Source organism: Arthrobacter sp. Dra40 (assembly GCF_059091905.1).
The window spans coordinates 1-26,416 of record NZ_JBNHHB010000036.1 but is presented as its reverse complement, the minus strand read 5'-3'; the positions used below and the strand labels follow the sequence as shown (position 1 = coordinate 26,416).

At 64.9% G+C, this 26,416-nt stretch carries 28 protein-coding genes; 17 read left to right on the top strand and 11 right to left on the bottom strand.

Annotated elements, in window-relative coordinates:
* The first annotated feature begins 22 nt into the window (after window positions 1-22).
* The 7 genes from AC5RWT_RS16160 to AC5RWT_RS16130 all read left to right on the top strand — a co-directional run bounded on the left by AC5RWT_RS16160 (window position 23) and on the right by AC5RWT_RS16130 (window position 7,240).
* The gene (locus tag AC5RWT_RS16160) at window positions 23-1,345 is read left to right on the top strand and encodes a flavin monoamine oxidase family protein (protein WP_494081029.1); all 1,323 of its coding nucleotides are present in this window, start codon (window positions 23-25) and stop codon (window positions 1,343-1,345) included.
* Between the two features lie 9 nt (window positions 1,346-1,354).
* Entirely contained in the window at window positions 1,355-1,867 is a 513-nt protein-coding gene (locus AC5RWT_RS16155) for a flavin reductase family protein (RefSeq protein WP_494081028.1), read from the top strand.
* A gap of 114 nt (window positions 1,868-1,981) precedes the next feature.
* Window positions 1,982-2,680: a dienelactone hydrolase family protein gene (locus tag AC5RWT_RS16150; RefSeq protein WP_494081027.1), complete on the top strand. Its 699-nt coding sequence runs from the start codon at window positions 1,982-1,984 to the stop codon at window positions 2,678-2,680.
* Between the two features lie 180 nt (window positions 2,681-2,860).
* Window positions 2,861-3,865, top strand: coding sequence for a lactate/malate family dehydrogenase (locus AC5RWT_RS16145; RefSeq protein ID WP_494043036.1), 1,005 nt, complete (start codon window positions 2,861-2,863; stop codon window positions 3,863-3,865).
* 44 nt (window positions 3,866-3,909) lie between these two features.
* Window positions 3,910-5,520 carry a benzoylformate decarboxylase gene (gene mdlC / locus AC5RWT_RS16140; RefSeq protein ID WP_494043037.1) on the top strand — a complete coding sequence of 537 codons (1,611 nt, stop codon included), beginning with the start codon at window positions 3,910-3,912 and terminating at the stop codon, window positions 5,518-5,520.
* 147 nt (window positions 5,521-5,667) lie between these two features.
* Entirely contained in the window at window positions 5,668-6,654 is a 987-nt protein-coding gene (locus tag AC5RWT_RS16135; protein ID WP_494043038.1) for a squalene cyclase, read from the top strand.
* 136 nt (window positions 6,655-6,790) lie between these two features.
* Entirely contained in the window at window positions 6,791-7,240 is a 450-nt protein-coding gene (locus tag AC5RWT_RS16130; protein WP_494043039.1) for a hypothetical protein, read from the top strand.
* A 305-nt stretch (window positions 7,241-7,545) separates the two neighbouring features.
* On the opposite strand, the gene AC5RWT_RS16125 is transcribed toward AC5RWT_RS16130, so the two are convergent.
* The 3 genes from AC5RWT_RS16125 to AC5RWT_RS16115 all read right to left on the bottom strand — a co-directional run bounded on the left by AC5RWT_RS16125 (window position 7,546) and on the right by AC5RWT_RS16115 (window position 8,792).
* Entirely contained in the window at window positions 7,546-8,346 is an 801-nt protein-coding gene (locus tag AC5RWT_RS16125) for a hypothetical protein (RefSeq protein WP_494081026.1), read from the bottom strand.
* Between the two features lie 17 nt (window positions 8,347-8,363).
* Entirely contained in the window at window positions 8,364-8,522 is a 159-nt protein-coding gene (locus AC5RWT_RS16120) for a hypothetical protein (RefSeq protein ID WP_494081025.1), read from the bottom strand.
* 126 nt (window positions 8,523-8,648) lie between these two features.
* Window positions 8,649-8,792 (bottom strand): hypothetical protein, encoded by a 144-nt coding sequence (locus tag AC5RWT_RS16115; RefSeq protein WP_494081024.1) that lies wholly within the window; start codon window positions 8,790-8,792, stop codon window positions 8,649-8,651.
* 198 nt (window positions 8,793-8,990) lie between these two features.
* Here AC5RWT_RS16115 and AC5RWT_RS16110 point away from each other — a divergent pair, with 198 nt between their 5' ends.
* The 3 genes from AC5RWT_RS16110 (at window position 8,991) to AC5RWT_RS16100 (ending at window position 11,914) form a co-directional block, all read left to right on the top strand.
* The gene (locus tag AC5RWT_RS16110; RefSeq protein ID WP_494043043.1) at window positions 8,991-10,556 is read left to right on the top strand and encodes an amino acid permease; all 1,566 of its coding nucleotides are present in this window, start codon (window positions 8,991-8,993) and stop codon (window positions 10,554-10,556) included.
* A gap of 318 nt (window positions 10,557-10,874) precedes the next feature.
* On the top strand, window positions 10,875-11,300 hold the full coding sequence (locus AC5RWT_RS16105; RefSeq protein WP_494081023.1) for a pyridoxamine 5'-phosphate oxidase family protein: 426 nt from the start codon (window positions 10,875-10,877) through the stop codon (window positions 11,298-11,300).
* A 164-nt stretch (window positions 11,301-11,464) separates the two neighbouring features.
* On the top strand, window positions 11,465-11,914 hold the full coding sequence (locus tag AC5RWT_RS16100) for a hypothetical protein (RefSeq protein ID WP_494081022.1): 450 nt from the start codon (window positions 11,465-11,467) through the stop codon (window positions 11,912-11,914).
* A gap of 88 nt (window positions 11,915-12,002) precedes the next feature.
* On the opposite strand, the gene AC5RWT_RS16095 is transcribed toward AC5RWT_RS16100, so the two are convergent.
* Window positions 12,003-13,196 carry an AI-2E family transporter gene (locus AC5RWT_RS16095; RefSeq protein WP_494081021.1) on the bottom strand — a complete coding sequence of 398 codons (1,194 nt, stop codon included), beginning with the start codon at window positions 13,194-13,196 and terminating at the stop codon, window positions 12,003-12,005.
* A gap of 205 nt (window positions 13,197-13,401) precedes the next feature.
* On the opposite strand from AC5RWT_RS16095, the gene AC5RWT_RS16090 reads away from it, so the two are divergent.
* The 3 genes from AC5RWT_RS16090 to AC5RWT_RS16080 all read left to right on the top strand — a co-directional run bounded on the left by AC5RWT_RS16090 (window position 13,402) and on the right by AC5RWT_RS16080 (window position 14,821).
* On the top strand, window positions 13,402-13,914 hold the full coding sequence (locus AC5RWT_RS16090; RefSeq protein WP_494081020.1) for a hypothetical protein: 513 nt from the start codon (window positions 13,402-13,404) through the stop codon (window positions 13,912-13,914).
* A gap of 91 nt (window positions 13,915-14,005) precedes the next feature.
* Window positions 14,006-14,368 (top strand): hypothetical protein, encoded by a 363-nt coding sequence (locus AC5RWT_RS16085; protein ID WP_494081019.1) that lies wholly within the window; start codon window positions 14,006-14,008, stop codon window positions 14,366-14,368.
* 81 nt (window positions 14,369-14,449) lie between these two features.
* Entirely contained in the window at window positions 14,450-14,821 is a 372-nt protein-coding gene (locus AC5RWT_RS16080) for a VOC family protein (protein ID WP_494043049.1), read from the top strand.
* Window positions 14,822-14,883: 62 nt separating this feature from the next.
* Here AC5RWT_RS16080 and AC5RWT_RS16075 read toward each other — a convergent pair whose 3' ends face one another.
* From AC5RWT_RS16075 to AC5RWT_RS16060, 4 genes are all read right to left on the bottom strand, one after another.
* On the bottom strand, window positions 14,884-15,087 hold the full coding sequence (locus AC5RWT_RS16075) for a cold-shock protein (protein WP_127512273.1): 204 nt from the start codon (window positions 15,085-15,087) through the stop codon (window positions 14,884-14,886).
* Window positions 15,088-15,646: 559 nt separating this feature from the next.
* On the bottom strand, window positions 15,647-16,153 hold the full coding sequence (locus AC5RWT_RS16070) for a ferritin (RefSeq protein WP_494043050.1): 507 nt from the start codon (window positions 16,151-16,153) through the stop codon (window positions 15,647-15,649).
* Window positions 16,154-16,236: 83 nt separating this feature from the next.
* Window positions 16,237-16,755 (bottom strand): YbaK/EbsC family protein, encoded by a 519-nt coding sequence (locus tag AC5RWT_RS16065; RefSeq protein WP_494081018.1) that lies wholly within the window; start codon window positions 16,753-16,755, stop codon window positions 16,237-16,239.
* Window positions 16,752-17,474, bottom strand: coding sequence for an alpha/beta fold hydrolase (locus AC5RWT_RS16060; protein ID WP_494081017.1), 723 nt, complete (start codon window positions 17,472-17,474; stop codon window positions 16,752-16,754). Before AC5RWT_RS16060 ends, AC5RWT_RS16065 begins: the two co-directional genes overlap by 4 nt.
* A 141-nt stretch (window positions 17,475-17,615) precedes the next feature.
* Between AC5RWT_RS16060 and AC5RWT_RS16055 the strand changes: the two genes are divergently transcribed.
* The 4 genes from AC5RWT_RS16055 to AC5RWT_RS16040 all read left to right on the top strand — a co-directional run bounded on the left by AC5RWT_RS16055 (window position 17,616) and on the right by AC5RWT_RS16040 (window position 22,185).
* Complete coding sequence (locus tag AC5RWT_RS16055) at window positions 17,616-18,740, top strand: DNA alkylation repair protein (RefSeq protein WP_494081016.1); 1,125 nt, start codon at window positions 17,616-17,618, stop codon at window positions 18,738-18,740.
* A gap of 261 nt (window positions 18,741-19,001) precedes the next feature.
* Window positions 19,002-19,766 carry a glucosamine-6-phosphate deaminase gene (locus AC5RWT_RS16050; protein WP_494081015.1) on the top strand — a complete coding sequence of 255 codons (765 nt, stop codon included), beginning with the start codon at window positions 19,002-19,004 and terminating at the stop codon, window positions 19,764-19,766.
* A 46-nt stretch (window positions 19,767-19,812) separates the two neighbouring features.
* Window positions 19,813-20,817 carry an LLM class flavin-dependent oxidoreductase gene (locus AC5RWT_RS16045; RefSeq protein WP_494081014.1) on the top strand — a complete coding sequence of 335 codons (1,005 nt, stop codon included), beginning with the start codon at window positions 19,813-19,815 and terminating at the stop codon, window positions 20,815-20,817.
* Between the two features lie 225 nt (window positions 20,818-21,042).
* Entirely contained in the window at window positions 21,043-22,185 is a 1,143-nt protein-coding gene (locus AC5RWT_RS16040) for a hypothetical protein (RefSeq protein WP_494081013.1), read from the top strand.
* Between the two features lie 52 nt (window positions 22,186-22,237).
* Here the strand turns inward: AC5RWT_RS16040 and AC5RWT_RS16035 are convergent, their stop codons facing one another.
* The 3 genes from AC5RWT_RS16035 to AC5RWT_RS16025 all read right to left on the bottom strand — a co-directional run.
* Window positions 22,238-23,218: a GmrSD restriction endonuclease domain-containing protein gene (locus AC5RWT_RS16035; protein ID WP_494081012.1), complete on the bottom strand. Its 981-nt coding sequence runs from the start codon at window positions 23,216-23,218 to the stop codon at window positions 22,238-22,240.
* A 124-nt stretch (window positions 23,219-23,342) separates the two neighbouring features.
* Entirely contained in the window at window positions 23,343-24,893 is a 1,551-nt protein-coding gene (locus AC5RWT_RS16030) for a hypothetical protein (protein WP_494081011.1), read from the bottom strand.
* Window positions 24,894-25,298: 405 nt separating this feature from the next.
* Window positions 25,299-26,416 (bottom strand): NAD(P)/FAD-dependent oxidoreductase (locus tag AC5RWT_RS16025; RefSeq protein WP_494081010.1); only part of this gene is annotated, 1,118 nt, incomplete at its 5' end.

Genomic DNA, 26,416 nt, shown 5'->3' with positions numbered 1-26,416 from the left:
AGACGAAGCAGGAGAACCACAGATGACTGAAACCACCGATGTCGTCATTGTCGGCGCCGGATTCGCCGGACTGATCACGGCCCGCGAATTAACGCTCCAGGGCCTGGACGTCGTTGTCCTGGAAGCCCGGGACCGGATTGGCGGCCGCACCTGGACGGACCACCGGCTCGGCCACGACCTGGAGATGGGCGGCACCTGGCTGCACTGGACGCAGCCGCATTCCTGGGCCGAGGTCACCCGCTACGGCCTGGAAGTGACCCGCGGCCCCCGCTCCGAGGAGACCTTTTGGCTGGCCGGCAGCCAGGTGCGCCGCGGCAACCTCGAGGACTTCATGAAGCTCATCGACCCGGGCATGACCCGCCTGCTCGAAGACACCATGAAGTGGATCCCCCGCCCGGACATGCCCCTGACGGCGCCCGGGATCGAGGACGTCGACCAGTTCAACCTGCAGGAGATGCTCGACCAACTGGACTTGTCCGTGGACGAGCGCAATGCCAACGAAGCGGCTTGGGTCGGTCACTTCAACGCCCCGCTGGAAAGGTGCGCCTACACCAACGCCCTGCGCTGGACGGCTGCGACGGCCGGCTCCTGGCATCTCATGCACGAGGCGTCGGCCATCTTCCGCCTCGCCGGCGGCACCCGCAGCCTGGTGGATGCCATCGCCCGCGACTCGGGGGCGGATATCCGGCTCGGCTCCCCCGTCTCCTCAATAGAGCACGACGCCGAGTCCGCCTTGGTCAGCTATGGCGCCGGGCACCGCATCTCGGCATCCCGCGTGGTCCTCACGGTCCCGCAGAACACCCTGTACCAGCTCGACGTCGCACCCGCCCTGCCGGAGGGCAAGATCCGCCCGAGCATGGAGAAGACCGCGTCGCAGGGAGTCAAAGCCTGGATCCGGGTCCGCGGCCCGATCAAGCCGTTCTTCGCCTACTCCTCCCAGCACCACCCGCTCTCGGTGGTGCGCACGGAATTCATCAGCGAGACCGACGCCGTGCTGGTCGCGTTCGGCGCCGATGCCACACGGCTCGACGTCAACGACATCCAGGCCGTCCGCAGCGCGCTGAAGGTCTGGCGCAACGACCTTGAGGTCCTGGAAACAACCGGCCACGACTGGATGGCGGACCAGTACTCGCAGGAAACCTGGCTGATCCAGCAGCCGCGCCAGCTGACCCGGTACCTCGCGGCCCAGCAGGAAAACACCGGCGTGCTGTACTTCGCCAGCAGCGACTACGCCAACATCTGGGCCGGCTTCATCGACGGCGCCATCGAAAGCGGCCTGCGCGCCGCGCGGGACGTCAAGGCCAGCATCACCGCAGCCACCGCCGAACTCGCCCCCACGACCTAAGGAAGAGTCATGAGCCTCGCGGCCGTCACCCCGGCAATCCAGCCCGACCATTACCGCGCCGTCATGCGCCACTTCCCCACCGGCGTCGCAGCGATCTGCGCCGCCGATCCGGCCACCGCCAGACCCTGCGGTTTGATCGTCGGAACCTTCCAGGCGCTCTCGCTGGACCCGGCGCTGGTCACCTTCAGCATCGCCCGCACGTCCACCAGCTGGCCAAAGATCCGCCGCTCCGTCGTGTTCAGCGTAAACCTGCTCGCCGCCGGACAGCAACCGGTCTGCAGGGCACTCGCGGGCAAGGCCGAGGACAAGTTCGCGGCCATCCAGTGGAAACATTCCGCGTACGGCACCCCGCACATCGTCGGCTCCCTGGGCTGGATCGACTGCACCGTCCAGCAGGAGCTCGACGGCGGCGACCACGTCCTGATCATCGCCAAAGTCCTGGAGATGACTGCCGATGACGGCGACCCCCTGGTCTTCCACGGCGGCCGGCTCGGTGGCTTCCGCGAAAGCACCGCGGCCTGAAGCCAAGCCAGCAGCTGAAGTCCCCGCCGTGGGGCGCCGGGGTCGGCCGGGAGACATCTTCGGCGCCTGTCCCTAGACTGATGCCGTATGCCCCGAGCGATCAGGAGTAGGACTTTGGCTGAAAACCCGACCTTCCAGAATGTCACCTTCGAGTCCGCGGGCGGCGAGGCCCACGGCTACCTGGCGCTGCCGGAGTCCGGATCCGGCCCCGGCGTCATTGTCATCCAGGAGTGGTGGGGCCTGGTGGACCACATCCGAGATGTGGCCGACCGTCTGGCGGCCGAAGGCTTCGTGGCGCTGGCCCCGGACCTGTTCGGCGGCCGCATCGCCCACGACGGCAAGGAAGCGGCGCAGATGATGTCCAAGCTGCCCGAGGCGGAAGGCGCCCGCCTGCTGGCCGGCGCCGTCGACTACCTGCAGGCCCACGAGGCCGTCACCAGCTCCACCGTGGGTGCCATCGGCTTCTGCATGGGCGGCGGTTTTGTGCTCGCGCTGGCCGCGCAGCAAGGCGAACGGGTCAGCGCCGCCGTGCCGTTCTATGGCGTGGGGCAGGCGGTTCCCAAATCCTACGAGGGTGTCCGGGCCGCCATCCAGGGCCACTACGGCGAGCAGGACACGTCCTACCCGGTGGACAAGGCCAAGGCGCAGGAGGAGCAGATCCGCCGCGAATCCGGCGCGGAAGTGAACTACTACTTCTATGACGCCCCGCACGCCTTCCACAACGACGAAAACCCGCAGGGCAACTACCGGCCCGAGGCGGCCAAGCTGGCTTGGAGTCGTGCTGTGCAGTTCCTCAAGGACAAGGTGAAGTAACCTCCCTAACCCAAAGGTACGACGTCGGTGCGGCACCGACGTCGTCCGTTGCCTCTTCAAGACGGGGGACGGCCGCTGCCGGGCAAACGGCGGCCGGCAGCAGCCGGGGCTCGGACGTAGGTATGCTGCACAAGACCCTGGGTGTCGACGATCAGTTCCTTTGAGACGGAAGAAGAGACTGTGAAAGCTGAAACCAATCCGCCGCGGGCCGAGCAAAGACCGGACGAAGGTCAGGCGTGGCCCCGCAGCATCGCCGTGATCGGCGCTGCCGGGCTCATCGGGTCGGGCGTCGTGTACCAACTTGCACTGGCCGGCGTAGGCCAAACGATCCAACTGGTCGACGTCAAAGAGAACGTTGCGCGCGCCCATGCCATCGACATTTCTGAGGCCCAGGTCCTGGCCGGCGTCAGGGCACCCCGGCTGAGCGTTGTTAATCCAGCAGCTACTGACTCCTGGGAGGCAGCCGACGTGGTCATCGTGGCCGCGTCTGCCCCGGAGGTGCCAGGCGGGGACCGGCGCGACTTCTTGGCCGCCAATCTGCGGTTACTCAGGCTGCTTGCCCCGGCGATCGAGAAGCTGTCGGGCAATGACGGCATCGTCCTGCTGCTGTCCAACCCGGTCGACGTGCTCGCCGAGTGCCTGCACCGGTTCACCGACATCAGCCCCGACCGGATACTGGGCTACAGCATCAACGATTCGGTGCGGTTCCAAGCCGCAGTAGCCAGGGAACTCGGAATAGAACCGCATCGGGTCCACGCCCAGGTCCTGGGCGAACATGGCAATGGACAGGTGCCGTGCTTCAGTTCCCTGCTGGTCGACGGCGCACCGGTCGCCCTGTCCGCTGCCCAGCAAGAACATATCCGCGAGGACATCGATGGCTGGTTTCAGCGCTGGTCTGCCCTGGAGCCGGGCCGCAGTTCAGGCTGGACCACCCCACTTGGTGTTCTCCGCATGATCGGCATGATGGCCCGCGGCGAAACCTTTCCCGCAGCCGCTTGGACCGCGGGAGCTCAAGGGTATGACGAAGCCTTCATCGCCTTGCCGGTCACGATGAGCTCCGGCAGAGTCAAGATGGCAGACTGGCAGGGCTACCCCGAGGAGCAGGCTGCGCTGGTCAAAGCTGCAGCGTCTGTGCGTGAGGCAGCCGCCCTCAATCTTTCGCAAGAGCCGGGCCGCCCCGACTAACCAACGCAGTAACCGCAAACAAAGAATTACTAGGAGGCAAACCAGTGGCCAGCACACAGAAGACGGTACTGGAGACGACCTTGGACGTGTTCCGTGCCCACGGCATGACCACGATCTTCGGCAACCCCGGGTCCAACGAGCTCCCCTTCCTCGCCGGCCTGACCGATGAATTCGACTTCATCCTCGGACTGCACGAGCAGGTGGTGGTGGGGATGGCCGAGGGCTACGCCCGCGCCACCGGCAGGCCCGCGCTGGTGAATCTCCACGCCGCCTCCGGGTCGGGCAACGCCATGGGCGCGCTGACCAACGCCCACTACGGCCATATCCCGATGGTCATCCTGGCCGGTCAGCAGGTCCGCCGCACCGTCGGCCAGGAGACCATGCTGGCCAGCGCTGACGCCTCGATGCTGCCGGCCCCGCTGGTCAAGTACTCGCACGAGCCGCTGGCCGCCGAGGACGTGCCGCGTACGCTTTCCCAGGCCGTGTTCGAGACCTCCGCCCAGCCGCGCGGGCCCGTCTACGTTTCGGTCCCGCTCGATGACTGGGCGGAACCCGCCCTCGACGACGACGCCCTGCTCACCGAGCGGTCGGTGGTGACCGCCGGCGGCCTCCCCGATGCCCTGGCGCAGGAACTCATCGCGGCAGTCGACGGCGCGAAAAAGCTCGCACTCGTCGTCGGCCCGCATGTGGACGCCGCCGCCGTCGACGATCCCAGCGTGTTCGACGCCGTGGTGTCGCTGGCGGAGAAAACCGATGCCTCCGTCTTCGTCGCGCCGTCGCCCTCGCGCGGCCCCTTCCCCACCACCCACCCGAACTTTGAGGGCGTCATCGTGCCGGGCATCCAGTCGGTGCGCGACCGCCTGGCCGCCCACGACGTGGTGCTGGTCCTCGGTGCCGCCGTCTTCCGCTATCACCGCTGGGAGCCGAGCAACTACCTCGAGGCCGGGACCCAAGTTATCCAGCTGACCCAGGACCCCCGCGAGGCGACCCGCGCGCCGTTTGGCCGGTCCGTCGTCGCCGATATGGCAGGCGCGGCGAAGACCTTGGCCCAAGGCGTGAAGGATCGGGGCCAGCGGCGCGGCGAGCCCGGTACCCGGGAGCTGCCGGCGGCCAAGACCTCGCCGGACGGGATGACCGGCACCGAAATCCTCGAAGTGCTGAATGCCCACGTCAATGACACGGTCGCCTACGTCAACGAGACCACCACCTTGGACCTGGACTACCTCGAGCGCATCGCCATCGACCGCCCGGGCATGTACAACTTCCCGGCGTCGGGCGGCCTAGGCTTCGGCCTGCCGGTGGCGGTCGGCATGTCGCTCGGCGATCCCGGAAAGACCATCGTGGCGACCGTGGGCGACGGCTCCGCGAATTACGGCATCACCGCGCTGTACACCGCGGCCCAGCGGCAGACCCGGACGGTGTTCGTCATCGTCAACAACTCCAGCTACGGTGCCCTCGCCGGCTTCGCCCAGCGGATGGGCGTGCCGGACGTGCCCGGCCTCAAGCTCGGCGGCATCGATTTCGTCTCCATCGCCGAGGGCTACGGCGTGCCCGCCGAACGGACCAGCACGCGCGAGGAATTCGAGGCGGCCTACCAAAAGGCGCTGCAGGGCACCGGTCCGGTGCTGATCGACGCGCAAGTAGTCGGCGGCTGATTTCCCCGCAGCGCCTTCCCGGCTTGAGAGGACGACGTCGGCGCCCACCCGGGTGCCGACGTCGTCCTTGCGGTTTCCCCGCCATTTCTGCCGCCCACGGCTCAGGGCCGGTGTTGTTCCGTTCGGGCGGCCGCTACTCTGTTCCCCATGGACCCCGAGACGGTGCCGCTCGACTGGATGCTCGACTCCGACCCGGCCCTGCGCTGGCAGGTCGAACGGGACCTCGCCCACGCGCCGCCCGAGCAGTGGATGGCAACTAGGGCGCGTGTGGCAACGGAGGGATTCGGGGCGCAACTGCTGGCGCATCAGGACGCCGATGGCCAGTGGGCTGGCGGCGCCTACTTCCCGGTCGACTTCGACTTCCAAGGCCCGGAAGCAGCCGAGGAAGCCGGGCAGCCGTGGACGGCCACCACCTGGACGCTCAACACGCTGCGCGATTGGGGCCTTGATGCGGCAGTACTCGCCGGCACCGCCGAACGGCTCGCCGCCAACAGCCGCTGGGAGTATGACAACTTGCCGTACTGGGACGGCGAAGTGGACTGCTGCATCAACGCGTTCACGCTCGCCAATGGCGCCTGGCTGGGTGCCGATGTCAGTGGGATCGCTGCCTGGTTCCTTGAGCATCAATTGCTCGACGGCGGTTGGAACTGCCAGTGGGTAGAGGGCTCCACCCGCTCCTCGTTCCATTCCACCCTCAACACGCTGAAAGGGCTGCTGTACTACGAGTCCGCCACCAGCGGAACGGACGAACTTCTCGCCGCCCGTCACACCGGCGAGGAGTACCTGCTGGAACGCCGCCTGCTCTACACCAAGTCCACCGGAGAAATCGTCGGGCCGTGGGCCACCCACTTCGCCTACCCGTTTCGGTTCGTCCACAGTGCGCTGCACGCCGTGGACTATTTTAGGTCTTCCAACCTGTACGACGGCGCCGCACCCGACCCCCGGCTGGCCGATGCCGTGGAAGTGGTCCGCTCCGCCCGCCGGCCCGACGGGACGTGGCTGCAGGAACGCCGCCACCCCGGACGTGTCTGGTTCGAGGTCGATGTGCCGCCCGGGGAACCGTCCAAATGGCTCACCTTCTACGGCACCCGCGTTTTGGCGTGGTGGGACCACGCCGGTCAGATGTTGGCGTAGGAATGGGCCCGGCCAACCCTCAGCAAAATTTCGCCCGGGCAGACCGCCAGGATGGCCCTACCGGGGATTCTGATATACCGTGCAGCGATACCTCTCGGAAGGCAGCCGCAGATTTAGCGGCAGGGACGAGGACATCATGGATGACGCACAGAACCGCCAGGACCTAACACGGCAAATCGACGAGCGACGTGATGACATCAGGGCCTTTCTCCGCCACGCGCGCCCCAGACGCAACCGACTGACCACCGTCAGCATCATTTCCAGCTCCGCCGTTGCCGCGTTGACGGCCGGGCCGGGTTTCGGCCAGGACAGTTTCAACGCAGCCGTGGCCGGCATTTTCTCGCTATCCAGCCCCTCGGTCGTCTGGCAGATCATTTGTATCCTGGCTTCGCTCCTCTCCCTTGTCGCTGCCGTAGCGTCCAGCCTTGCCAACTCACGCAACAGCGCAGAGCAGATCTCAACGGCAGAATCCGCCAGCGCGCAACTCGACGGGCTGCTGACCGCCTTGAAGTACGGCGAGCTGCCGCTGGGCGACGCAGCCAGGCTCTATCAGGAGTACAGCTCGAAGGCCGCCTTCATCGACTAGAAGCCCGGACCGATGACGGTCCGGGCTTCATAGTTTCCTGACAACTGTCAACTGCAGTCGCCGCCACCACCGCCGGCATCTCCTCCATAGGCGGTGGCTCCAAAACCTGCTGTGCTGGCTGCCTCCGTGTTCACTGGAGCCCGGGAACTCTTTGCTTGTCGGCGGTCAGCGCGGGCACCGAGAACCACCCAAGCGATACACGCCGCACAAAGTACGGCAAATATGATGGCAAATTCCATGCCTGTCTCCTGTCGTTGAGCTCAGAGTATGAGCGGAATGAACTGCGGGCAACAGTTTCGGGCTGATCAGGGGTTCACCAGCAGGTTCTTGTGCGGTTGGCGCCAACCGTCAGCCAATTCGTTGCTGGCGTCGTAGTCATCGACAACGAGCTTCGCCTTCACGCCAGCGGATTCCAGTTCCACGCTGGGGACGCGACTGCAGCTGGCAGATGCTGTGTCGGCTGTCAGGTTCTCCACGACCACACAGATATCGCCTTTATCGGGATCGTTCGGAATTGCGGCATAGAACGCGTGGGCGTCATCCTTGGCCAGCAGCCGAGCGCTGTCTGCCTTGACGCCGAATAGATGCTTGGCGTCGCCGGTCAGTGCGTCGGACGGTTCTTCCGGAGCGTCGAGAACAGCCATCCGGGGTTGCGGATCATCCAGGCCGCGCACCAGCAGGTTGGGGTGCAGGTAGCGCCAGCCTTGGGCCAGGTCTTTACTTGCGTTATAGCCATTGAAGGCCAGCTTCGCTTCCAGGAGGCCGGGAGTTCCGTCAACCTCCCAGCCTACGTAGGAGGTGGCGGAGTCACCACATCCAACAGCTTCCTGCGTCCCCTCCTGAACGACCACGCACAGGCTGGCGCCGCCGCTGCTCTCGGAGCTGCCCGCCAGTGGCACCAAGGAGTAGAACTTGTAACCGCCTTCCTCCGCCAGCAGCTGCTTGTTGGATTCGACGGTCAGGTTCTTGGAATCGCCTGCGGGGGCGTCGATCAAATCTGCCGAGGCTTCCGGATCGGATGGCTCGGACCGTGGTCCGCTGGTGCAGCCCGCCAGCGCCAGGAGTACCGCAGCACCGGCTGTCAGTTTGGTCAGCGTGCGCATCATGTCCCTGTCTGTAGGTATTACCGCTTCACTGCGTACTTGGCGCCGAGGTTCTCGGCGAGGCCTTCCAAATGCGTATTTCTTTGCGGATCCTCTACGAGAGAGACAGACCCGGGGATACCCGCCGCGCTGACGTAGAGCTCGTGCAAAGAGAAGTGGTTCGCCTGGTGCCTACTCACGCACGTTTACCCTTCTTCGTGGCAACATTTGTCTCAGGCTAACCGCGGGCTGGCTGGTACGCGAGGGTTTCCGATGTTGCGAAGCAATAACTTCCTAAATGAGAGCAGCCATGCTGGCTTCGTCTTTTAGGACAGACGCCGGATGCATTCCGGGCCATGCTGGACGTAGATGGGCAGGGCCATCTGGATGGGAATTGTCCCGACCGGCTCGTCCAGCAAGTCGTTGATCGAGGTTTGTCCTTCCAGCTCGACGATTCGACTCTTCTCCATGAATCGACCCTACGTTCAGATGAGTCAGCCGAATCCAAGACACGCGATGCCTCCCTTTGATTCCGTGCACGAGAACGGGAGACGGCGTCTGGCTGGGAGTGTAAGCAGCTGGGGAGACCTGAACGTCGAGCAAAGGTTCGCCCACATTGGCCAGATAAAAAGGTATCCGAGGCGGGCCATCCTGAGAATACTGGTCCCATGAGCCTCTTTCGGACCAAGTCAATCGAACAGTCCATGGCGGATTCGGAGGAGCCAGGGCGGGAGCTTAAACGCACCCTGAGCACCTTCGACCTCATGATCCTCGGCGTGGCGGTTGCTGTCGGAGCTGGTATCTTCTCAGTCGGGGCGAAGGCTGCCGGCAGCTTTGCTGGGCCGGCCGTGACCTTGTCCTTCGTGCTGGCGGCCGTCACCTGCGCGCTGGCCATCATGTGCTATGCCGAGTTCGCTTCAGCCATCCCGGTGGCAGGGAGCGCCTATACCTACACTTACGCGACCTTGGGCGAACTGCTGGCGTGGATCATCGGGTGGGACCTGATCTTGGAGCTGTTCACGGCCGGGGCGGTCATCGCCAAGTACTGGGGGATCTATCTCAGCAATGTTTTCCTGCTTTTCGACATGGATGTCCCCTCCACGGTCAGTGTTTTCGGTCTGGAGCTGACCTGGGGTCCGCTGCTGATCGTTGCCATCTTCACCACCCTTTTGGTGCTCGGCACCGAACTGTCGGCCCGGGTGAACAACGTTTTTACCATCATCAAAGTGGCCATTGTCCTGTTCGTGATCGTCATCGGCTTCACGTACGTGCGGGCGGAGAACTACACTCCCTTCGTACCGGATCCGGTTCCCACCGCGAGCACCGGGGGAAGCGTCTGGACCCAGTCGTTGTTCTCCTTCCTCAGCGGTGCTGAGCCTCAGCAGTACGGTGTACTGGGCATTCTGGCAGGCGCGGCGCTGGTGTTCTTCGCCTTTATCGGTTTCGACGTCGTGGCTACCAGCGCGGAAGAGGTGCGCAACCCGCAGAAGACGCTTCCGCGGGGCATCTTCGGCGGCCTGGCCATCGTGACCGTCCTGTACATCCTGGTAGCCCTGGCCCTGACGGGAATGGTTTCCTATAGGGATCTGGCGGCGGCTGATGAGGCCTCCCTGGCCACCGCGTTCATCGACGTCGGGGCAGACTGGGCCGCGCAGGTCATCTCGGTCGGCATCCTGATCGGGCTCACCACCGTCATCATGGTCCTGCTGATGGGCCTCGCCCGGGTTGCCTTCGCGATGAGCCGCGACGGCCTGCTGCCGCGCTGGCTGAGCCACACCACCGAGCATCAAAAAACCCCGGCCCGGGTGCAAATCCTGTCTGGAGCACTGGTGGCCTTGGTCGCCGGCTTCACCAACGTGGACGTGCTGGAAGAGATGATCAACATCGGCACCCTCTCCGCCTTCATTCTGGTGAGCATCGGTGTCGTCGTGCTGAGGAAGAAACGGCCGGACCTGCCGCGCGCCTACCGCGTGCCGGGCTCACCGGTGGTGCCCATCCTGGCCGCGGTGTTGTGTTTCTGGCTGATGCTGAACCTAACCACGCTCACCTGGCTGCGCTTTGCTATTTGGCTGGTCATCGGCCTGGCCATCTACTTCCTGTATGGCCGCCAGCATTCGCGGCTGAACCATCCGGAGCTGATCCCGGTGGAACACGAGCGCGAGGAACACCACCGGCTGGAGCACGAGCAGCGCGTCCGTGAACGAAAGGAACACCGGCGCAACCCGGAACCGTAGCCTGAGGAAAAGTTCTCCGTGTTCTGCTTCCGCGACAGTGCTGACGGCCGTCGAATCCGTCAACCGCCGGCCAGTTCGGTGGCAACGGCGCGGCAGGACTAGGGAGCCCGGCAGACGTCAGGGGGCTGATCTTTGAATCTTGTCCGGACAGACTGGTCTCATGGTCGCCACACAGGGTCCGTTCTCGAAGGAAGACGAGGATTCTGTGGCGAGAATGTGACCGTCCGAGCTTCCACGGAAGACAATGAGCCGGGGCCACATCGGTTCACACAACCCATTGGACGTCCGCCCTTAACATCTCGCGGAAAAGAGCAGCTCATGATGCCAGATCAAGAGCATCCCGTTCTAGAACTCGATTCGACCGACTCGTGGAACCTGCTGGCTGGGTCCGAACTGGGGCGAATTGCCGTCTCTGTGGGCGATGTGCCCGAGATCTTTCCCGTCAAATACCTCGCACACGAGGGCATTGTTCTTTTCTGCACGGCGGAGGGGAGCAAGCTGGTAAACCTGACTATCAACCGTCACGTGGCGTTTGAAACCGACGGGTTCACGGAGGATTTCGCATGGAGCGTTATTGTTCACGGCACGGCGGAAATCCTGCCTAATAGGGCCGAGACGGAGGCCGCAGAGAAACTGCTGCAGCATTCGTGGATTCCTACGGTGAAATACGTCTTCGTGGCCATCACCCCTGAGAAGGTCACCGGGCGCCGCTTCGCCCGGGGCCCTGCCCCTGATCGCTGGTAATCGCATCACGCTAAGCAGCGCCGCAGCCAAAACAACAACCGCCGCATTATGCCCTGAGGCGTCAGGCGCAACCTTCCATCTCGGCGGCCTCTGACCGCCCGGGAGCGGGAATTCGGTGTCCTCCCGTACGGACCATGGCAGGCACGGGGTGGGAAAATGACCGTATGAGCATCAACGTGTCATCCCACGAACCGGCACGGGGAAACTCGCCGGACTCGACACTGCGGCTGACCTCCGTGGTGGCGGTTTCGCGGGAACTCTACGGTGCTGATGCCCCGGCCAGATACACGGTTTCGGTTGCGTTTTCCCGGCGTGTTCTTCCGGCCGAAGCGCGCCTGATACAGGGACCGACGACTCACGAGCGGCTCAGGGAGCAGGGTTATGGCCACATCAGCCTGGTGATCACCGAAGCACGGCTGGAGATCGTGAACACCAGTCTGGAAGAGCTGAAAGCCGGTCTGGCGTCCGTCATCGGTTCCCTGGTCCGGGAAATCAGCGACCAGACACGGCGAGAGCAGGAACAACTGGATGAAGATGCACTGTCAAAGCGTCTAGCCCATGAGGCCCGGCGGGAGGAAATCGAGACCCTGGCCCACGACATTTCCTTCGACTAGCCCTTACGTGGGGCCAGCATCCCCCACTTCTCCGGCGGCTGCAGAAGGGGCTCTGACCGCATTGGTCCCTTCTCCTGACGCTGGCGGCTCAACGGCGTCTTCCCGGGACCTGCCGAAGAGTTGAGGCAACTGCTGCCTTGCGCTCGGCGATATGCGACTTCCACAGTGCTCGGGAGCTGCCCTTCGTTCCGACCCGGTCCGGCCCGGTGCCGGTCATTGGTTGGGTCCAGATTTTGATAATCGCCCAGGTCACCGCCGCCAGCGGCACCGCCAGCAACGCACCGATGATTCCGGCGAGGATGACACCGGCTGCCAGGGCCAGGAGGATGACGAGGCCGTGCAGGCGCAGCGATCTCCCCATCACAATCGGCTGCAGGACATGACCGTCGAGTTGGTTGATTGCAATGACGATGGCCACCACTATCAGCGCCACTAGGGGCCCGTTGGCGACCAGCGCGACCAGGGCGGCAAGTGTCCCGGCTACCGCCGCCCCAACCATGGGTATGAAGGCCCCGAGGAAAACGATGACGGCCAGCGGAAGGGCCAGGGGCACCCCCAGTATGAATAGAGCCGCGCCGATGACCACAGCCTCGATCAAAGCGATGATCGCCGTGCCCCGCACATACTGGCCCAGCACCACAAGGGTCCTCGCCCCGGAGCTGCGCAGTCTACGCTGGCGCTCACCGTGAAAGGGCCGGAGGAAGAAGTCCCAGATCCGCCCGCCGTCCTTGAGGAAGTAGAAGAGGACGACGGCGCTCAACAGGACACCCGTGATGACCTCCGCCGCCGTCGAAATGCCGACCAGAGCACCGGCACCGAACTGGCTGCTAGTGGCAAAAGCGGTCACGGCGTCAATGCCCCTGTCGATCGTTTCCTGGTTCAGGGGCAGGGGTCCGGAAACTACGAACTTCCGGAGCTCCTCGAATCCATTGATGGCGGCTGTGCCCAATTCGCTCCATTCGCTGCGGACCGCGAAGACTATGCCGGTGACAATGCCTCCGAGCACGACAACGGCGGCCAGGAAGGTGATCCAGGTTGCCACCGCACCGGGAAGCCCTCTGCCGCGCAGGAAGGCGACCACCGGGTTGAGCGCTGCGGCCAAGATGAGGGCCACCATGAGCGGGATGACGATGAGCTTAAGCTGTATCAGCCCGTAGATCGCAACGGACACGGCGATCAGGAGCAATATGAATTGCGCGGCACGAGTACCTGCCCGGCCGAAGCCATCGGCCCACAGGCCGCGGATCTGGAAGGCGCCGCCGGTAGACGATGTTGTTGCCATAGAAACCATCCCCATATCTCGTGCTGCATTAGTTCTTTCAGGATGCGCCGCCCAACTCGGCCCGCCAAGAGACCAGTGCCGTCCCGAGGGATGGACGGCTACCCCGGAAACGATGCGGTATCTCGCAGACTGCCAGGTCCCTGCCCAAGTTTCTTTCCCCAGATCGGTTTACCTCCTGTATTCCGGGCTAGTGTGAAAAGAGCCGGTGACAACGCTGGCAGTCAGCAGGGATAGCACAATGAATATGGATATCTCCAGCTCCGCACAATTCACCCAACACTTGGAAAGCGTCGGTGGCGACGCTACGGCGGTTAAAAATTTCAGCTTCGTTCCCGCGGACGGCGACACGGTCGAAGATGTAGCGCTACAGTTGCGCACTGAAAATATTTCGCATGGAAGGCCTGCCGGAGATCAGTTCACGCTCCACGCCCTGGCAGAGATACTGATCAGCACCAGAGACGAGAAAGCCCCCTCACCGCCTCCGGACCGGTCCCTGCCCGGGGAGTACCAGCTGGAAATCTATCTCGCGGCTGGTTCAGGGACCCGCACCCGAGTGCCTCGGATGCACCTCAACGACGCCAAGGTGTGGGCCCAGAAACGGATCGATGGCGCCGGAGCGTCCTTCGGCGCCATCTATTTTCCCACCGGCGGCAGCGACCGGCGCGGCACGGGATCCCTCGTCTCCAGATACGACCGGAACGTCGGCTGGTACGAATAACCCGCGCCGGTGCGGCTTCTCAAACCCCTGGTTCACAGTCACATATTCCGGCTCACCCGCAGGGCAGCCTGACTTCCCCTCGCTTAGTGAGGTGAGCAACGTGCAGAGATTTTTCGCGTCCGGCGGGGAAGGGCGCAAAGTCGACGCCTCGGTAGAGGCATACATCATGAACACGCTGGTTGGTAAAGGCCACTTGTTGCAGATGAACCGGATCGGAGCGATCACTGCCGTCACGGCGGAGCTGAACCCAGGCGCATTTCAGACGGTCGTTTGGGATTGGCGTGCCCAGCAGGACCCGGACATCGGATGGATCATTGCCGAATTTAAGACCTTGGAGCCGGCCGAGGGCTTCCATTTCGCCCTGACCGAGTCGCTGTATCACGGAGAGTTTGGCAGCAGCATGCGCGACGAAGCCGCGCGGTTCCCTGCGGCGGGGACGATCCTGCCAGACTGATCCGCACGGTGTTCAGGCACCACTCGGACCGGCCGTGGCTATCATCGGAAGAGTTCATCATTCTGCAGAGTGGAGTAACGCATGGAACTCGGCGCCTTTTCGATCAGCCTCGCCGTCAAGGACATCGCGGCTTCTGCTGCGTTTTACAAGAAGCTCGGTTTTAGCGACCACGGCGGTGATATCACGCAGAACTGGCTGATCCTGAAGAACGGTGAGGCCGTGATCGGGCTCTTCCAAGGCATGTTCGAGAAGAACGCGTTGACCTTCAACCCGGGCTGGGACCAGAACGCCAAGGCGCTCGACTCGTTCACGGACGTGCGTGATCTCCAGCGGGAACTGAAAGCGGAGGGCGTGGAATTCCTGTCAGAAGCAGACGAGGGAACGGGCGGCCCCGCAAGCTTCATGCTGCTGGACCCGGACGGCAACCCGGTTATCGTGGACCAGCACGTCTAAGCAGCGTTCCACGAACTGCGCCCCGGACCACAAGGGTCCGGGGCGCAGTTCGTTTCAGATTGTTAAAGCGTGCGGATGTTCTCGGCCTGTAGGCCCTTCGGGCCTTGAACCACGTCGAATTCCACCCGCTGGTTTTCCTCCAGGGAGCGGTAGCCGCCGGAGGAGATGGCCGAAAAGTGCGCGAACACGTCCGGACCATCGTCATCCTGGCTAATGAAGCCGAAACCTTTTTCGGCGTTGAACCACTTGACGGTGCCTGTTGCCATGCTGATTATCCTTCTTGGGCGCACCGCCGGCTCCCGGTCGGGAACCTATCCCCGCAGGCGTCCACTTACAACCTAGGGGCGTCGAACACCGGCGGCAAGACCCCCAGTGAACCTCGACGGAAGCAGCGCACCATTTGTGGTCGACGTCGGTGCCCAGCTGAGCACCGACCTCGCCCCTCGCATTGCCACCTGTCTTCGCCGGCGGTGCGAGAGCGAGCTGGTCGTCGAGCCACAGCGGTCCGGGGCCGTCGTTGACCAACTTCATCCGTGTGCCAAACGACGGAATAGGACGCCAGCAGCTGCGTTCATCCGGCGCAAGGGATTGATGCGAACTCGACCATCGGGAAAGTGGGAAACGCCTGCCACACCCGTACTCAGGCTCTCTTCTCCTGATCGGCTCCGGGCTCTGCCCTCCCCGAGCACAGCTTTGAGACCGAGTCGACCCGGGAATCGGCACCCTGTCAAGGGTGCTGCCACCCACAGAAAGGACGACGTCGGTGCCTAGGCGAGCGCCGACGTCGTCCTTTGCGTTGTGGTTGAGGTGGGGGAACCTCGGTTGTTAGCTGTCTTCGCCAGCCGTGCGGGAGCCGAGCTGCTCGTCCAGGCGCAGCAGGCCGGGGCCGTCGTCGTTGACCAGCTTGACACGGCCGATGATCTCGCCGACCGTGGCTTCTTCTTCCAACTGCTCCTCGACGAACCAGTTCAGCAGCGGGATCGAGTCGATGTCGCCCTCCTGCTGCGCCAGCCGGTACAGGTCGCGGATGGATTCAGAGACCTTCTTCTCGTGCGCCAGCGAGGCTTCGAACGCCTGCAGCACGGTCCCGGCGGACACCGCGGGAGCGGTGATCGCCTGAATCTTCGGGTGCGCGCCGCGGTCCATCATGTGGTCGATGAACTTGTTGGCGTGGACCACCTCTTCCTCGGCCTGGGCCCGGAACCAGCCGGCGATGCCGGGCAGGTCGACGGCATCCATTTCAATGGCGAGCTGGCGGTAGACCACGGAGGCCTGAAGTTCCAGCGTGACCTGATCGTTGAACGCTTCTGCAAGTTTTCCTGTGAGTCCCATGCTTCCCAGATTATGTGCCGGTTTGTATCACCGCCACCAAGGTAAGGCAAGCCAAGATAAGGGAAGCCTGCACTATCGTCCGCTCAGCTGCCGGTGGCGTGGACCGGCACAGCTGGCTTGGCCAGGCCCTCAACAACGACGGCGTGCGGCAGCTTGGCCAGTTCCTGCGGCCTGAGCAGCAGCTTGCTGGTGCGGTTGCCGCCGCCCATCACCACGAGCTCGCGCTCCAGCACCGCGGCGTCGATGTAGATGGTCTGGCCCGAGGTGCCGACGGCGGTCACTCCGCCGATCTCCATGCCGGTCACCGCTTGGGTGGTTTCGGCATCGGCGAAGGAGGCCCGCTTGACGCCCAGCAACTCGCGGACCGACTTGTTCACGTCCAGCCGGGTGGTTCCCAGCACCACGCAGACCGCGTACTTGGCCGGCTCCACTTTCTTGGACGTCACCAAAATGGTGTTCGCCGACTGCTCCAGCGAGAAGCCGTAGTGGTCGCAGAACGCGGCGGTGTCCGCCAGATCCGGATCGCAGGCCAGAACCTCGTAGGTCAGGCCGTGCTCGGCGAGCGCCGCCGCAACCGCGGGCAGCAGGGCGGCGGCGCTCATGATGCCTGGGTTGCCCCCGCCGTCTTGGTGACCGCGGCCAGAATGGCCTCGCCCAGTTCGGCCGGCTTGGTGAACTGCGGCCAGTGGCCGGTGGGCAGATGGACGTATTCCACATCCTTGATATTGACCAGTTCCACCATCTGCGGGGCCCCGGCGTCGATCCAGCCCTGAAGCTCTTCCGGCGTGAACTCGCAGGTGATGATGGTGGCCGGGACGTTGAACCGGCGCTCGTCGGAGAGGTGCTGCGGGTCTTGGGCGACGCCCCTCGGCTGCGGGATGGCGCGGGCCCGGAAGGCGGCGCGGAGTTCGTCGTCCAGGTCGGTCAGGTCCTCGTCGCCGAAGAGGCTCCAGTCCGGCAGCGGCACCTCGTCCCCCTCGGCGGGCAGCTCGTCGTTGATCACACCGCCCTCGCCCAACGGGCCGCTGTCCACGTAGATGGCGCGAAGAACGCGGTCCGGGCGCTGGTCCACCACGCCGTGGATGATGGCTCCGCCACCGGAATGTCCCACCAGGATCACCGGCCCGCCCAGCTCGTCCACCGCTTTCACCGTGGCATCAATGTGGTCCCGGAGGCCGATGCCCGCGCGCGGCGCATCCACGGACTCCAGCCCGGGCAGTGTGAGGGGGTAGACCCGATGCCCTGCGGCTTCCAGCGGCGGAGTCACCTCCGACCACGACGACGCGTCCAACCAGAATCCGGGTACCAGAATGATGTCCATGTCAGGTGACTCTAGTGCCCGGGCAGTGGCCCGGGACACCCCTCGGCCCGAATTCAGGACAGCTGCTGTCCTATGACTGGCCGTGCGGGCGGTCTGAGCCCGGTGGCGCCGGCGGGGAGCCATAGGCTGGGCTGTGACAACATGGCAGAGCCGACGCGGAGGACCACCTTGGGGATCATGAACGACCTGCTGGCTCCGTCCGCGGTGGCGCAGCTGCGCGCTTCGCTGACCGTGGCAGCCGGCCAGCCTTCCTGGCCGGCCCTCGGAGACGCCGGCCGCCGGCTCGAACCACTGGCGCTGCGGGCCCGGGCCGGCCTGCTCGCAGCGGCGCTGATCGAAGACCTGGATGCCGGCTACGAACGGGCCGCCGAGGTTTTTCGCACCGCCCTCGCCGATGACGGCTTCACCGGCTGGCTCCTGTGGCCGGTCGGCGAGGCCGCGGTCACGCTGGCACTCCAAAATAGAGGCGAGCGGGCCTTCGACGACGCGTTGGATCTGCTCGCGGAACTGACTCCGCGGATGAGCAGCGAGTTCGCCATCCGACGACTGTTGATCCAAGACCTGGACCGAGCCTTGGGAACCATCCGCGGCTGGACGGCGCACCAGGACGAACACGTCCGGCGGCTGGCCAGCGAAGGCACCCGCCCGTATCTGCCCTGGGCCGTCCGCGTACCCGGCATCATCGCCCGGCCTCCGACGACGCTACCGATCCTCGACGAGTTGTACCTAGACGAGAGCGAGACAGTCCGGCGCTCTGTGGCCAACCACCTGAACGACGTGTCCCGGCATGCCCCGACCGAAACGGTGGCGACCGCCCAACGCTGGAGCACGGAGCCGGGCGACGGCGCGGCCTGGGTAGTCCGGCACGGGCTGCGCTCCCTGGTGAAGAAGGCTGACCCCGGCGCCCTCGCCGCGCTTGGCTTTACCTCGGGCGCCGTGGCGGTGTCCGCTCCCCAACTGGACCAGAGCATCGTCCGCTTGCCCGGAGAACTGGGCTTCGCCGTCGAGCTCCGCAATGAAGCAGCGGTGCCGGCACGCGTTGCGGTGGACTACGTGGTGCACTACGTCAAGGCCAACGGTTCGCTGGCGCCCAAGGTGTTCAAGCTGGCGGTGGCCGACCTGGCACCGGGCGAGATGCGCCGATTCCGAAAAGTGCACGGCTTCCGGCAGATGACCACCCGCGTGCATTACCCCGGCCGGCACTTGGTTCAAGTGCAGGCCAACGGGGCGCTGTCACCTCAGGCGGGCTTCGACGTTATGACCTGACGGTGGCAACTGGCGACCCAGTTGGCGATCCGTCCGAGTTCGCTGAGCGCATGATCCGGTGCTGATCGCGGTGTCCGGCCGGCGCATTCGATAACCTTTCTGCAACCTGTTTGTGTTATGCCAGCGGATACACCGCCTCCTGCAGATGCGACAAGTACCGATGAAGGAACGTGTCATGAACTTTGACCTGCCCCCGCCACCGCCCATTGGCACCGCACAGCGCACTCTCCGTACCGGACTCGCGCAGCTGACGTGGCTCCCATGAGCGCCACGGTCGATCAGCAACGCAAGCTGCACGTTTCGCACCACGACGCAGCGGAGATCGGCACCGTGGCCGCGGACTTGGTCGCCGGGCTCGTCGAAGACCTGCCCCGGGCCGTCATTGGGCTGGCCACCGGGTCCTCCCCGCTGCCCCTCTACCAATCCTTGGCGCGCCGCCGCCTGGACTTCGCCGCTGTCCGCTGGTTCGCGCTGGACGAATACATCGGGCTGCCGGCCGGCCATCCGGAGAGCTACGCCGCGGTCATCGAGCGCGAAGTGATCACGCCGCTTGGCCTCGACCCCCGCACAGTTCTGCTGCCGGACGCGAGCCGGCCGGATGAGGAACAGGCGGCCGCTGACTACGAGGCGGCGATCGTGGCAGCCGGCGGCATCGACCTGCAGATCCTGGGCATCGGCCACAACGGCCATCTTGCGTTCAACGAGCCCGGTTCAGCCTTGGATTCGCGCACCCGGGTGGAAGTGCTGACACAACGCACCCGCCAGGCCAATGCGCGCTTCTTCGATTGCCTCGACGACGTCCCCACGCGCTGCATCACTCAGGGCCTCGGCACCATCCTGGCCGCCAAGCGGCTGCTGCTGCTGGTGCAGGGCCGAGACAAAGCCGAAGCGCTCCGCCAGGCCCTGACCGGCCCCGTCCACCCGGACTGCCCGGCCTCCGTACTCCAGCTGCATCCGGACGTCACCGTCCTCACCGACCTGGAAGCGGCCTCACTGCTTCCGGCCGGGGAGTCAGCGGCGAGGTGAATTGCGGTCGACGGAATAGCCGCCAGCTAGCCCTGTTGTGACTGGTATGCAGCTTCCGTCGATTCCCCTCTCCATCTTGGACCGCGCCAATGCCCGCGAAGGCAGTTCGGCGTCCGACGCCCTGGCCGCCACCGTCCGGCGGGCGCAGCATGCCGAGCAACTGGGCTACCACCGGTTCTGGGTGGCCGAGCATCACGGCGTGCCCGGGATCGCCGGTTCCGCCCCGACGGTGCTGATGGCCGCGGTGGCCGCGCAGACCAAGCGGATCCGCGTGGGCTCGGGCGGAGTGATGCTGCCCAACCACCAGCCGTTGGTGGTGGCCGAACAAGCCGCCACCCTGCAGGCGCTCTTCCCCGGCCGGATCGATCTCGGGATCGGGCGCTCCGTGGGCTTCACACCGGCGGTGCGCTCGGCGCTGCGGCAGGACCGGGACGCCGCGGACCGCTTCGCGGAGGACCTGGCCGAGCTGCTGTCCTACCTCGGCGGCACCGCCGCCATCACTGCCCGCCCGTACGACGGCGGTGCTACGCCGCCTTTGGTGCTGGCCACCGGCAAAGGCGCGGAGATCGCTGCCAAGGCGGGTCTCGCCGTCGTTGTTGGTGGTCCGGCCTTCACCGGGCGCAAGCCAGAATTGGCCCGCCGCGTGCTGGAGCGGTACCGGAAGAACTTCCGGCCCTCCGCCTATTACGCGGAGCCGTACGTGATCGCGTCGGCGAACGTGGCGGTGGCCGAATCGCCCGAAGCGGCGCGGGAACTCCTGCTGCCCGAGGCATGGGCGATGGCGCAATCACGCACCCGCGGGGAGTTCCCGCCGCTCGAGCCGGTGGACTCCATCCGGGCCATGTCGATGACGGCGCGTCAGCAGGCTCTCATATCCGAGACCCTGGCCGCTGCAGTGCACGGGACCGCAGACCAGGTGGCTCCGCGGCTCGGCCTGCTGCTTGAGGCCACCGGCGCCGACGAACTCATGGTCACCACCAACACCTTCGACACAGCCGCCCTCGCCGACGCCGACCGCCGGTTGGCGGCCCTCTTCGGGCTGCCCGCCTAAGCGCGCTGAACGGACATCAGCGGGCGTCGGGGGAAGGCGGCCCGCACCACTGGGACGGAGCCTGCGCAATCCGATCGCGCTTCCTCCGCCGCCGAGAGATTGAATCCTCCGTGTTGCGCCGTGGATCCGCCTTTGGCCGCTAGAATCCGATTGCGATGAGTCGTAGCCTGCCCAGTCCGGATGCCTCTACGCACCTTTCCTCGTAAGCATCCGGAAGAAGAGGCTATGTCCGCACGTCTGATCGTCGCCCTTGCATCGGCCGCCGCCGCGGTTGGCCTCACGGTATTCGCCGGACAGCCGGCCACCGCTGCGGAACCCGTGACGATACCCGCCGCAGCAGCCTACGAGGCGCCCGTCGTCTACGGATCCTCCTTGGACAGCTACCGCTGGGAGCCCTCCAAAAAGTTCACGGTCTGGCATGATCCGAGATCCTCCGGATACCGGATCGCCCTGCAGCTCAAGAGCGGGAGCAGCTGGAAGACGGTCGACTCCAAGGCGCCGGGCAAGCACGGCAAGACAACGCTCGGCTACAAGATGGCCAAGGAGGGCACCGTACAGGTGCGCATCGCGGCGACCGAGGGCAGCAGAACGCTGTCCGCGAGCCCGGCCCAGAAGGTCATCTGGAAGCGTGACCGATCCGTTGTCGACCACCGCTACTCGAACTACACAAAGCCGTTCGCGGAGGCCGAAGGCAGGGTGGCCGCAGGCGACCAGGCGCGGCACGGCGTCTACGTCTGGACCGGAAGATCTGCGCGCACCGGCGCCCTGCAAATGCACCAGAACGGCAAATGGGTCACGGTGCAGAAGCTCTCTTGGAAGAAGACCAGCGGCACTCCGCGCCTGGCCATTGCGAAGACGCCGAAGACGAAGTCCCACGTCACGCGGAAATATCGGATTGTTGTGAACGCCTCGGCGTACGAGAAAGGCTGGACCTCTAAGACCGGCACCGTCCGTCACGAGAACCCGCGCAGCTACACCGGATACCGCAAGCTTTCCTATGACTACATGAAGAACTACTGCCCCAACCAGATCATCACCGTGAAGAAAGGAGGGACAGCAAGCACCGCCCACTCCGGCTCGCTTCGGATCGAAATGGCACCGGGATACCAGGGCAGCCAGCACAAGGCGATCGCCCTGCATGAGTGCGCCCACATCATCACTTTCCGCCTCTACGGCCACGGTCTGGATGCGATGGACAGCCGGTTGAACAAGATTTTCAAGTCCAGCAACGGGGTCGAGATGGTCGCCGACTGCATGGCCTACCGGATGGGAGCCGACCGGAAGGCAGCGGTCAACTGGTACACGCAAGACTGCAAGGGAACCCGCGGAACGGCGGCAAAGAACATCTTGGCCGGCAAGAAACCCTGACCGGGGGCTCGCCGCCTAGTTGCGGAACGGAGATCATGATCCGCCCGCCCCGTCAGGACTCGCAGCCGACCCCGTCGCCGTCGCGGTCGAACTTGGTGTCCCAGCCCGGATCACCGGCCTTAATTGGTGCCGCACCTGCCTTCTTTACGGCGGTGCAGTTTTGGTAGAAGACATTGCCGCTGGCCGGGGCCCGCGCGGGAGTCTCCTTGACCGGGGCGGGCTTGGGCTTTGGTGTCGGGGCCGGAGCTGCAGCGACCGGCATTGCCACTCCGCCGTCGGCAGGAACCGGCTGGTCCGGGCACGAGGTGCTCAGGATGTTCTTGATCGTCGCCCGCTCCGCCTTGGTCATCCACAGCCCGTACTTTGCTTTCACCGCGGTCTGCAGGGCCACATATTCGCAGCGGAACGACTTGTTCGGCGGCAGCCAGGTCGCCGCGTCGCTATCGGACTTGGCCCCGTTAGTAGGGCCGTCGACGGCCAACAGGTTCAGCGGGTCGTTGGCGAACGCTTCACGCTGGTTCGGGGCCAACTGCTGCGCGCCCTTCTGCCATCCGTCCGAGAGGGCGACGACGTGGTCGATCTGCACAGCGCCGCTAGTGGTGTTACCCCGGACGAAGTCGATGGTCGCCGCAGTGAACGGATCGGTTAGCACCCCTGAAGTCACCACGCAGCCGCCGGCCTTGAGCACCGCGTGGTCCAGATCGCGTTGCAGGATGTCGTTGCGCGCATCGCAGCCGTTGCGGTCGGGATCCTTCCAGCCCTTGCCGAACTGCTCCCGGGAGTACCCAGTCTTCGGCGCCCGGCCCTTCACCTCAATGGTGGCCAACTGCTCCAGCGCCGTGCCGGCAGCGGGTCCCTGTTCAGCTTTTGGCTCGGGCGCCTCGGACTTCCCTTGGACACTGGGCTCCGGCGCCACCGGCGATGCGGCGCCAGCGGGTGCTTCGGTGACAACGGGTGCTTCAAGGACCGGGGTGCTGCAGGCAGTCAGTCCCGTCAGCAGCACGGCAGTGAGGGCAAGGCGGATGCTTTTCATATCCCTTCATGTGTACGGCACGTCCGAGCCCCGACGCTGGCGGACACACCGTTGTGCCGCCCACATACCAGCGCTGCCGGCCTGTGCGTGGGCCCCCGGTGTCCTCTTCGCCACTCTCGGGCAGCTATGAGCCGATCCGCAGGCCGTTCCAACCGCCGGCCCCGACGGTGACGCGCTTTTGGATCTTTTTTGAGGAGACCGGGTAGAAGTGCAGGTTGCCCTTCTTATCGCGGGCCAGGATTCCTGGCTGGCCGGTTGTCAGGTGCCCTTCGGCCGCGGACAGATGTGTCATGGCCTTCCAGCTGGAACCGCCGACCACCTTGCGGGTCTCTTTGATGAGCTGGCCCTTGCCGTTGGAGCGGTAGAGCTTCAGCTGCCCGGCGGCGTTGCGGGCGACCAGGTCCATCTTGGTGTTGCCGTCGAAGTCCATGGCCATCACCTGCAGGCTCTTCCAGTTGCCCGAGCTGAGCAGGTTCCGCGGCGCTGGCTTTGCGCCGTCTTTGTTTGCGTACGAGTACAGCTTGCCGTCGCGGTTCTTGGCAATGATGCCGGGGAATTTGTCGGCGGTCTTCCATTGGGCAACGAGGATGGTGTTGCGCTGCCAGCCGCTCGTGCCCAGCGTGGAGCGTTTGAAGCCGCCGTGCTTCATTCCGTAGTCGACGGTGAGCCGGCCGTCCTTCCAGTTGGCGATCAGGTCCTGGATGCCGTCGGCGTTCCAGTCGGCGATCTCCACGGTCAGGGATGTTCCCCAGCCGGCGGAAACGTAGCGGCGCTTGTTAAGGTCTCCGCCTCTGGCAGACGGGTAGATATAAAGCTTGCCGGCGGAGTCCACGGCTACGACGTCGCCGGCTTTGGCCTTGGGCGGGGCGAGGGCGGCCGGCATGGCTTTCAGGTCGTTGGCCAGCAGTTTCGGCATGTCGTAGGTGTAATGCGTAATGCCCGGCAGGACGGTCATCTTCGTGGCCGTGAACCCGAGGGCCTTGTATTTTTTCTCTGCCCGTTTGGCGGTATCCAGGGCAGACCAGGTCTTGAGGCTGGTCCCGCCTTTTCCGTCGCGGCTGCCGCTGATCCAGAGAAGCTTCATTTTCTTTACGGCCGCGGGGGGTGCTGTCTGCATGCCGTCGTATCCGCCGCCGCCAACGATGGTGGCCCCGCCGCCCTTGATCCAACCCTGGCGGTCCGCGAGGAGCTCATAGGTGATGAACTCGGCGCCCCCAGAGTAGCCGTGGAACCAGATTCGGCGGGAGTCGAGTTTGTACTTGGCGATCAAGTCCGTCGCCAACGAGCGGAACCAGTCACCGTTGCGGTCGGCGTCCTCCCACCAGGTAATGCCGCCCTTCTTGTCCGGGGTGATGACGGGGACCATGATCATGTTCTTCTTGGCGGCCTCAGCCGCCATCTTCTTCATGACGGAGCCCTTGGTGTGGTGGACGTAGGACTGGTCCGGGCGGGAGTAGTCGCCGTGGAAGACGAACAGGACGCCGACGGACTTCTTCGTATCGATACCGTTGGCGTAGACGTGGTATTTGCTGCTGAGACCGTTGGGCGCGGTGTAGGTCTGATAGGTCGCGCTGTACGGTGCCGCGGCCTGGGCTGGGGTGCTGACGACCAGTGCTGACGCGAGCAGGGACGATCCGAGGGCTGCTCCTAGGAGTGCGCGGATGAGGGACTTCATCAAACTGGATCCGTTCCTTAGTGCAGCCGGCCGCGGGAATGCGGGCACGCCTGTCAAGGGTTGCAATCGGACGTGAGGGCGCACGCGTAAGCGAATCTCCGAAAAACTTCAAGACCCCGCGGGTAGTCCGCCATAGCTGGGTGAACCAGAACCGAGGCGGTGAAGCGGCAATAAGTCAGGGACACGCATGGCCGGCAATGAAGTCGCGCTAGATATGGAGACAGCAAAAGGCCCCTACTTCCTTTTATTTACAAGGAAGTAGGGGCCTTTCGTTTGGTGGAGCTTAGGGGAATCGAACCCCTGACTTTTTCATTGAGCGGCCGCTGCCTCGCAAGGGCCGACCAGAACCGCTCCGCCCCGTCGGCAGCGGTCCGGCAGGCTGTATCCTGCCTCGCTGCGAGACACTCAGGCTCGTCCCTTCAGGATCAGGTGCCAGTAGATCTGCGGGAAGATCCGCCGGTCCATCACCCACTGCCAGCGCCGTTCCTTGGCCATCCTGAGGACCGGGTAGCTCGGTTGGGGTCGGTATTGGTCGTCGAACTCGGCAAAGAACGCGGTGCGGCGGCTCAGCGTGAACGGGCAGACTGAGTAGCCGTTGTAACGCGCGTCCGGCGCGTGCCCGGCCAAAACAGCGGTGAGGTTCTTCGCCAGTACCATGGTCTGTTTGCGGAGCGCCCCGCCTGACTTGGAGTTCCGTGTTCCTGCGGCGTCGCCGAGGGACCAGACGTTGGGAAATCGCGGGTGGCGGAGAATCTCTGGATCCACCTCGACAAAGCCGCCTGTGCTCCCCCTCGGCGGCAGGGGAGTGGCTTTCAGCCAGTCCGGCGCCGACTGCGGCGGAACCGCGTGCAGCAGGTCGTATCGGACCTCCCGGTCCCCAGAGGAGCGGTGCAGCACCATTCTCTGTTCCTCAGGATTGACCGCGGCTACGGTGGTGGAGGTCCACAGCGTGATCCCGTACTCGCTGATCTTGCGCTCCAGCTCCCGGTCCACCTCCGGCATCCCGAAGACGGTAGGCGTGGGCACCACCAAGTGCACGTTGATATCCCGCAGCACGCCCTGTTCGCGCCAGTAGTCGCAGGCCATGTAGGCAATTTTTTGGGCGGCACCTGCGCACTTTGCGGGCCCGGGCGGCTGAGTGAACACGGCGGTGCCGGCCTGCAGCCCTCGCACCAGGTCCCAGGTCTTGGGGACCAGCTCGGCGTCGTAATTGGACGAGCCGTGCGGCGAGGCCATCGCCTCGGCCAGCCCGGGAACGGCGTCCCAGTCCAACTGCAGGCCCGGACAGACCACCAAGTGCTCGTAACCAACGCGATCGCCTCCGGCCAGGACGACGACGTTCTCCTCCGGCCGCACGTCGGCCGCCTCCCCGCGGATCCAGTTAACCCCCTGCGGCACGACATCCGCCTGGGGGCGGACTGCTTCAGCCATCCGTGCAGCCCCGGCTCCTATGTGGGAGAACAGCGGTTGGAAGTAGTGCTGGTCCCGGGGTTCGATGATTGCGATGTCCTCAACGTTCCACC